Annotated in this window: 6 protein-coding genes; all 6 read left to right on the top strand. The window is 73.3% G+C overall.

The window, feature by feature from the left end; translation table 11 throughout:
* The first annotated feature begins 183 nt into the window (after positions 1-183).
* Complete coding sequence (locus ACWEVO_RS24260; protein WP_452309815.1) at positions 184-1,002, top strand: SAM-dependent methyltransferase; 819 nt, start codon at positions 184-186, stop codon at positions 1,000-1,002.
* A gap of 4 nt (positions 1,003-1,006) precedes the next feature.
* Positions 1,007-3,175: a putative bifunctional diguanylate cyclase/phosphodiesterase gene (locus ACWEVO_RS24255; RefSeq protein WP_452309814.1), complete on the top strand. Its 2,169-nt coding sequence runs from the start codon at positions 1,007-1,009 to the stop codon at positions 3,173-3,175.
* Between the two features lie 79 nt (positions 3,176-3,254).
* Positions 3,255-3,755: a DUF456 domain-containing protein gene (locus tag ACWEVO_RS24250; RefSeq protein ID WP_452309813.1), complete on the top strand. Its 501-nt coding sequence runs from the start codon at positions 3,255-3,257 to the stop codon at positions 3,753-3,755.
* 33 nt (positions 3,756-3,788) lie between these two features.
* On the top strand, positions 3,789-4,577 hold the full coding sequence (locus tag ACWEVO_RS24245; RefSeq protein ID WP_452309812.1) for an MBL fold metallo-hydrolase: 789 nt from the start codon (positions 3,789-3,791) through the stop codon (positions 4,575-4,577).
* A gap of 35 nt (positions 4,578-4,612) precedes the next feature.
* Positions 4,613-5,527, top strand: a complete 915-nt coding sequence (locus ACWEVO_RS24240) for a UbiA prenyltransferase family protein (RefSeq protein ID WP_452309811.1) — start codon at positions 4,613-4,615, stop codon at positions 5,525-5,527.
* Positions 5,528-5,874: 347 nt separating this feature from the next.
* The coding region (locus ACWEVO_RS24235) for an amino acid permease (protein ID WP_452309810.1) at positions 5,875-7,437 on the top strand (1,563 nt) is incomplete at its 3' end.

Below are 7,437 nucleotides of genomic sequence, written 5' to 3'. Positions count from 1 at the left end.
GTGGATCTTGCAGCGCGGTATGGGCTGACGATCTGCGACCCGCAGGGCGATGACGTGTCAAGACCTGACAGTTGATGTCCGAGCGCCGTTGGGGATGTCGACAGTGGATATCCCGGATCGGGGAGCGCGCGCATAGAGTGGTGAGGACCACAGCTACGCGGTGACGACCTGGGGGACCGAGCGATGCAGACGCCGGACGCACTTCCCGCCGAGATCGACCTGACCCGCCCGAGCGCGGCCCGGGTCTACGACTACTTCCTCGGCGGCGCGCACAACTTCGAGATCGACCGGCAGCTCGCCGAGCAGATCGCGGCCATGACCCCGAACCTGGCCGCGACCATGCGCTCCGGCCGCGAGTTCCTCCGCCGGGCGGTACGGGTGCTGCTCGACGCGGGCATCGACCAGTTCCTCGACATCGGCTCCGGGATTCCCACCGTGGGCAACGTGCACGAGGTGGCCCAGGCGGCCAACCCGGCGGCCCGGATCGTCTACGTCGACATCGACCCGGTCGCGGTGGCGCACAGCCGGGAACTCCTCGCCGGCAACGACCGGGCCCTCGCCATCCACGGTGACCTGCGCGAGCCGAAGCTGATCCTGGACCAGGCCCGGGCCAGCGGCCTGATCGACTTCGACCGGCCGCTCGGCATCCTGCTCGCCGGAGTGGTGCACTTCATCCCCGACACCGACCGGCCCGGCGACATCCTGGCCACCCTGCGATCCGCCGCCGCGCCCGGCAGCTTCCTGGTCATCTCCCACTCGACCTTCGAGGACCAGCCCCGGGAGATGCTGGAGGCGCAGCGGCTCTCCGCGCGCACCGCCACCGAGATCACCCTCCGGTCCCGGGCGGAGATCACCAGCTACTTCGGCGACTGGACGATCCTCGAACCGGGCGTGGTGCACATGCCGCTGTGGCGGCCCGACTCGCCGTCCGACGTGGACGAGCACCCCGAGCGGTTCGGGGCGTTCGGCGGCGTCGCCCGGTACGACCGGCCCGCCGGCTGAGCCCATGCGCGCCCCGGACCCCGACGGGGGCGGGTTCAGCCGACCGGGCGCCCAGGCGTACGCCGCGGAGTGGGCCCGGGCGGTGCGCCGCATCGGGTTCGTGCCGCTCAGCGCGGCCGAGACCGAGCGGCTGCTGCTGGTGCACACCGTACGGCTCGGGCAGGCCGTGCTCGCCCCGGCGTTCTCCGCGGAGGCGGCCGAGGACGTGGGACGGGCCCTCGTCGAGGCGCACCTCACCGAGCCGGGCGTACTGGACTGGTCGGTCCAGGCGCTCGGCGACCGGTTCCTGCCCTGGGTGCTGGCGTCCCGGGCGGAGCAGCCGGAGGCCCGGGAGCGGGTCGCCGCGATGCAGGGCGCCCTCGCGGCCGGCTTCGCCCGCGCGCTGCGGGACCGGACCTTCAGCCAGCAGGAGCGCATCGCCCGCTCGGCCTGGCAGGCCCGGGACGCGGTGGAGCAGGCGCTGCGGGACAGCGAGGCACGGTTCCGCGCGGTGTTCACCGGCGCCGCGATCGGGATCGGCATCGCCGGCATCGACGGCGCCATCCTGGAGGTCAACCAGTCCTTCGCGGACATGCTCGGTTACAGCGTCGAGGAGCTGCGGGAGATCAACGTCGCCGCGCTGTTCCACGCCGAGGACGCGGCCGGCATGTGGGAGCTCTACCAGGAGCTGATCGAGGGCAAGCACGACAGCGTACGGGTGGAGAAGCGCTACCACCGCAAGGACGGCAGCGTGGTCTGGACCGATCTGGCCGTCTCGCTGATCCGGTACGACGACGGCCGTCCCCGGTTCACCGTCGCGATGATCGAGGACATCACCCAGCGGTACGAACTCCAGCAGCGACTGCGCTTCCAGGCGCTGCACGACCCGCTCACCGGCCTGCCCAACCGGACCCTCTTCTTCGAGACCCTGGGCGAGGTCTTCGGGACCGCCGGCCCGGAGCAGCGGGTCGGCATCTGCTTCATCGACCTGGACGGCTTCAAGGCGATCAACGACAGCCTCGGCCACGACCTCGGGGACCGGCTGCTCAAGGTGATCGGCCGGCGGCTCGCCGACTGCGTGGCCGGCCGGGGCCACCTGGTGGCCCGGATGGGCGGCGACGAGTTCGTCATCCTGGTCGACTCCGACGGCGGCCTCGACGACGCGGTGGAGGTGGCCGAGCTGGCGCTCGCGGCGGTCTCCGCCCCGGTGCACGTCGGGGATCAGCAGCTCGCCGTCTCGGCCAGCATCGGCATCGTGGAGTGCCCGGCGGTGGAGACCAGCGTGTCGGAGCTGATGAAGGCCGCCGACATCACCCTCTACTGGGCGAAGGCCGAGGGGCGCGGCCGGTGGGCGGTCTACGACCCGGAGCGCAGCGCCGCCGACATCGCCCGCTCGGCGCTCGCCGCCGGGCTGCCGGCCGCGCTGGACCGGAACGAGTTCGTGGTGCACTACCAGCCCATCGTGTCGCTGCTCGACGGGTCGATGGTGGCGGTCGAGGCGCTGGTCCGCTGGCAGCACCCGGAGCTGGGGCTGATCGGCCCGGACCGGTTCATCGGGCTGGCCGAGGAGACCGGCCTGATCATCCGGCTCGGCGCCTGGGTGCTCAGGCAGGCGTGCCGGGACGCCGAGAGCTGGCGGCGCGCGTACCCCGGGACGCGGCTTATGGTCAACGTCAACCTGGCCGCCCGGCAGGCCGACGACCCCGGCATCGTGGAGACCGTCGCCGAGGCGTTGCAGCACACCGGGCTCCCCGCCGAGCTGCTGCAACTCGAGCTGACCGAGAGCGCCGTGATGGGCACCGCGGGGGAGCCGCTGCGCTCCCTGCGCCGCCTCGCCGACCTCGGCGTACGGCTGGCCATCGACGACTTCGGCACCGGCTACTCCAACCTGGCCTACCTGCGGCGGCTGCCGATCCACTGCCTGAAGCTGGCCGGCCCGTTCGTCGAGGGCATCCGGGCCGACGGGACGGACGTCGCCGCCGACCACCGGGACGAGCGGATCGTCGACGCGCTGGTCCGGCTGGCCCACGCCCTCGAGTTGTGGGTGACCGCCGAGGCGGTGGAGACCGAGGTGCAGGCCGAGCGGCTGCGGGCGCTGCGCTGCGACACCGGGCAGGGCCGCTGGTTCGGCGTCCCGGTGCCGGCCGACCGGATCCACGCCCGGCTGGCCGGCGGCGGCGGGCGGGCGGCGTGAGCGGACCCGCCACCGGGCATCACGGTGGGACGGCCCGACCGACGCCCCGTCGGTTCGGCGCGCGACGGGAGGCGGCGGCATGGGTCTGACCGATACGCAGGCGGTGGTGTCGCTGGTCACCGCGCTGGCGATCCTGGCCGGACTGGCCGGGGTGGTGGTGCCCGGCCTGCCGGCGCTGCCGCTGTGCTGGGGCGGGGTGCTGGTCTGGGCGCTGTTCGGCGGGGCCGGCCCGGGGCGCTGGGCGGTGCTCGCCGCCGCCACCGTGGTAGCGGCCGGCGGCACGGTGGTCAAGTACGCCTGGCCGGGCCGGAACCTGAAGCGGACCGGGGTGCCGACGTCGTCCCTGCTGGCCGGCGGCCTGCTCGGGCTGGTCGGGTTCTTCGTCGTCCCGGTCGTCGGCCTGCCGATCGGCTTCGTCGGCGGGATCTGGGGTGCGGAGCGGCTGCGCCTGGGCAGCAACCAGCTCGCCTGGCCGGCCACCGTGCAGGCGCTCAAGGCGGCCGGGCTCTCCATGCTGGTCGAGTTCCTGGCCGGCGTGGTCATCGCCGCGCTGTGGGTCGCCGGGCTGCTGTTCACCTGAGGGCCCCGGCCGCGGGACGACTAGGGTCGTCCCATGCGGATCACCGTCCTGGGCGGCCTCGGCGCGTGGCCCACCGCCGACCAGGCTTGCTCCGGTTTCCTGGTCGAACACGAGGGCTTCCGGCTGCTGATCGACCCCGGCTACGCAACCCTGCAACCGCTGCTGGCTCGCGTCCCGGCCGCCGGCGTGGACGCGGTGTACGTCAGCCACGGCCACCCGGACCACTGTGCCGACCTGCAACCACTGCTGCGGGCCCGGGTGCTCGCCGACCGGTCGGGTCCGCCGCTGCCCGTCCACGCGCCCGCCGGCAGCCTGGACCGGCTGCTCGCCATCGACGAGCCGGGCCTGGTGGACGGCGCGTACCGGTTGGCGGGCTTCGTCCCGGGGGAGGCATTCGAACTCGGACCGTACCGGGTGGACACCTGGTCGCTGCCGCACTGGGTGCCCAACGCCGGCGCGCGGTTCACCGGCCGGGACGCGGTGCTGGCCTACACCGGGGACACCGGAAGCAGCCCCGACCTCGTCACGTTGGCCCGGGACGCCGACCTGCTGATCGCGGAGGCGACGTACCCGGAGGAGATCCCGGACCGGCACGCCGGCAACCTCTCCAGCGCGGCCGAGGTCGGCCGGTACGCGGCGGCGGCCGGGGCGCGGCGGGTGCTGCTCACCCACCTCTGGCCCGGCACCGCGTCGGACCCGGCGGTCGCGGCGGCCCGCCGGTCGTTCCCGGGCCCGATCCAGGTCGCCGCGCCCGGTCTGGTGGTGTGCGTCCCGGAGCCGGAACTCCCTCCGCCGGGGGAGGCGACCGACCCGCCAGCGTGAGGGCGAGGGCCCGACCGGTTCCTAACGTCGGGTCCATGGTCCTCCTGCGCCCCGCCACCCGTCGGCGAGCGGACCGGGCCTGGGCGGCGGTGCGCCTGACCCGCCCCTGGTTCTGGCCGCTCGGCTGGGCGGCGGCCTACGCCGGTTCGGTGCTCGCCACGGGTGGCTGGCGGCCACCCGCCGAGGCGGTGCCGCGGTCGCTGGCCGCACTGGTCGTGCTCGGGCCGCTGGTCTGGGCGTCCGTCCTCGCGATCAACGACCGGCACGACCTGCCCAGCGACCGGCGGAACCCGCGCAAGGCGACCGCGCCGCTGGTCACCGGCCTGCTCACCGAGGTCGACCTGGTTCGCTGGCACACCGGCGCCTCCGTCGCGGCGCTCGGCGTGGCGGCCACCGTCGGGCCGAGCTTCGCCGTCGGCACGGCCGCCGTGCTGCTGCTCGGCTGGCTCTACAGCGCCCCACCGGTCCGCCTCAAGGCCCGGCCCGGCCTGGACGTCGCGGCCAACGCCCTCGCCGTCGGCGTGCTCGCGCCCCTGGCGGGCTGGTCGCTGCACCGGCCGGTCACCGACTACCCGGTCCCGGTGGCGCTGCTGGGCCTGCTCCTGGTCGCCGCGCTCTACCTGCCGACCACGGTGCTGGACGTCGAGGCGGACCGGGCGGCCGGTGACACCACCGCGGCGGTCCGCTGGACGCCCCGGACGTGCCGGCGGGCCGGCCTCGTCCTCTGGACGGGGGCCACGGCGGTGTGGCTGATCAGCCTCCACCTGGACCTGCTGGTCCGGCGGGACTCCTGGCTGCTGCAGACGGTCTGGGCGCCGGTGCTCGTCGCCGGGTACGCCGTCGCCGTCCGGCGGCCGTCCATCCCGCGGCTGGCCGCGGTCTGCCTGCTCTTCGCCGTGCCGGCCGGGGACTTCCTGCGGGCCTGGGTGACCGCCGGTGGGCCGTCCTGAGGGCCGGCGGAGGGCGACGGTGCGGGGCGTCCGGAGGGTACGGCGAACCGCCGTACGTCAGTGAGAGAGAGGTGGACGCCCCGCGCCGGCGCGGACCGGGCGTTGCCGAGCGCCCGGTGTCGGCCCGTCGCGATCGGGCCTGGTCACGGGCTCAATGATCCCGTCGGAGCGGCCGCCCGGGCAAGGCATTTTGGACGACGGCGGGACGCGGGCATCGGTAAATGGTCTGATCCTGGGCCACATTTTCGGTCGATCTCCATTGACCTCGCTGAGCGTGCGGCGGATTATCCCGGTCAGACAGTGGCCCAGGTCACAGTCTCCACCCCCTGCGGTCCAAGGGAGACACGATGAGCTCATCGATCCAGGACGGCGTACCCCCGGCTTCCCCCCTCAGCGACGAGGAACGGCTCGCGCAGCTGGGATACAAGCAGGAGCTGCGCCGAAAGCTGTCCGGCTTCTCCAACTTCGCCGTCTCGTTCTCCATCATCTCCATCCTGGCCGGCGCCATCACGTCGTACGGCATCGCCATGACGGCGGGCGGCCCACTGGCCATCACTCTGGGCTGGCTCTTCGTCGGCGTCATGGTCATCTTCGTGGCGCTGGCCATGGCCGAGATCTGCTCGGTCTATCCCACCGCCGGCGCCCTCTACTGGTGGGCCGCCGCGCTCGCCAAGCGGAACAAGGCCGCCTGGGCCTGGTTCGTCGGCTGGTTCAACTTCCTGGGCGAGGTGGCGGTGACCGCCGCGATCGACTTCGGGGCCGCGATCACCACGTCGGCCTTCCTGAGCCTCGCCTTCGACCTGGAGGTGACCGCCGGGCGTACCTTCCTGGTCTTCCTCCTGATCATCGTCGCGCACGGCCTGCTCAACACCTTCGGGGTCAACCTCGTCCGGCTCCTGTCGGACGTCAGCGCCTGGTGGCACCTCGCCGGCGTGGCGATCATCGTCGCCGTGCTCGCGGTCGTGCCGGACCAGCACAAGCCGCTCTCCGAGGTCTTCCTCGAGGTACGCAACGAGACCGGCTTCACCTTCGCCGGCGCGGCCGGCTACGCGGTCCTGATCGGCCTGCTGATGGCGCAGTACACCTACACCGGCTACGACGCGAGCGCGCACGTGGCGGAGGAGACGCACGACGCCGCCCGCTCCGCGCCGCGCGGCATCGTCATGTCGGTGGTGGTCTCGGTGCTCGCCGGGTTCGTGCTGCTGTTCGCGATCACCTGGTCCATCCAGGACTACCAGGCGGAGCGGACGACGGAGCTGGGCCTGCCCCCGGCCCAGATCTTCATCGACGCCGCGGGGCGCGACCTCGGCACGTTCCTGCTCTTCATCTGCGTGGTCGCCCAGTTCTTCTGCGGCATGGCGTCGGTGACCGCGAACTCGCGGATGGCCTACGCGTTCAGCCGGGACGGCGCCCTGCCCGGCTCCCGGATCTGGAAGCGGGTCAACCCGCGCACGGGTACGCCCACGAACTCCATCTGGCTCTGCGTGGCCTGCTCCACCCTGCTGGTCCTGCCGTCGCTGTGGAACACCACCGCCTACCTGGCGGCCACCTCCATCGCGGTGATCGGCCTCTACATCGCGTACGTGGCACCGGTCTTCCTGCGCCGGCGTACGCCGGACTTCGCGGTCGGCCCGTGGAACCTGGGCCGGTGGAGCGGGCCGGTCGGGTGGACGGCGATCGTCTGGGTCGCGATCATCTGCGTCCTGTTCGTGCTGCCCACCAGCAGCCCGGTCACCGCCGGCACCTTCAACTACACGATCGTCGCGGTCGGCGTGGTGCTCGGTGCCGCCTGGCTCTGGTGGATCCTCAGCGCCCGGCGCTGGTTCACCGGCCCCCGGCACAACGTCCCGGACCCGGTGATCCCCCGGCCGGCGGCGGGTGCCGAGGCCGTCACCGAGCCCGCCGCCGAG

The sequence above is a fragment of the Micromonospora sp. NPDC003776 genome, from assembly GCF_053605645.1.
This window is presented reverse-complemented; position numbering and strand designations above follow the sequence as displayed.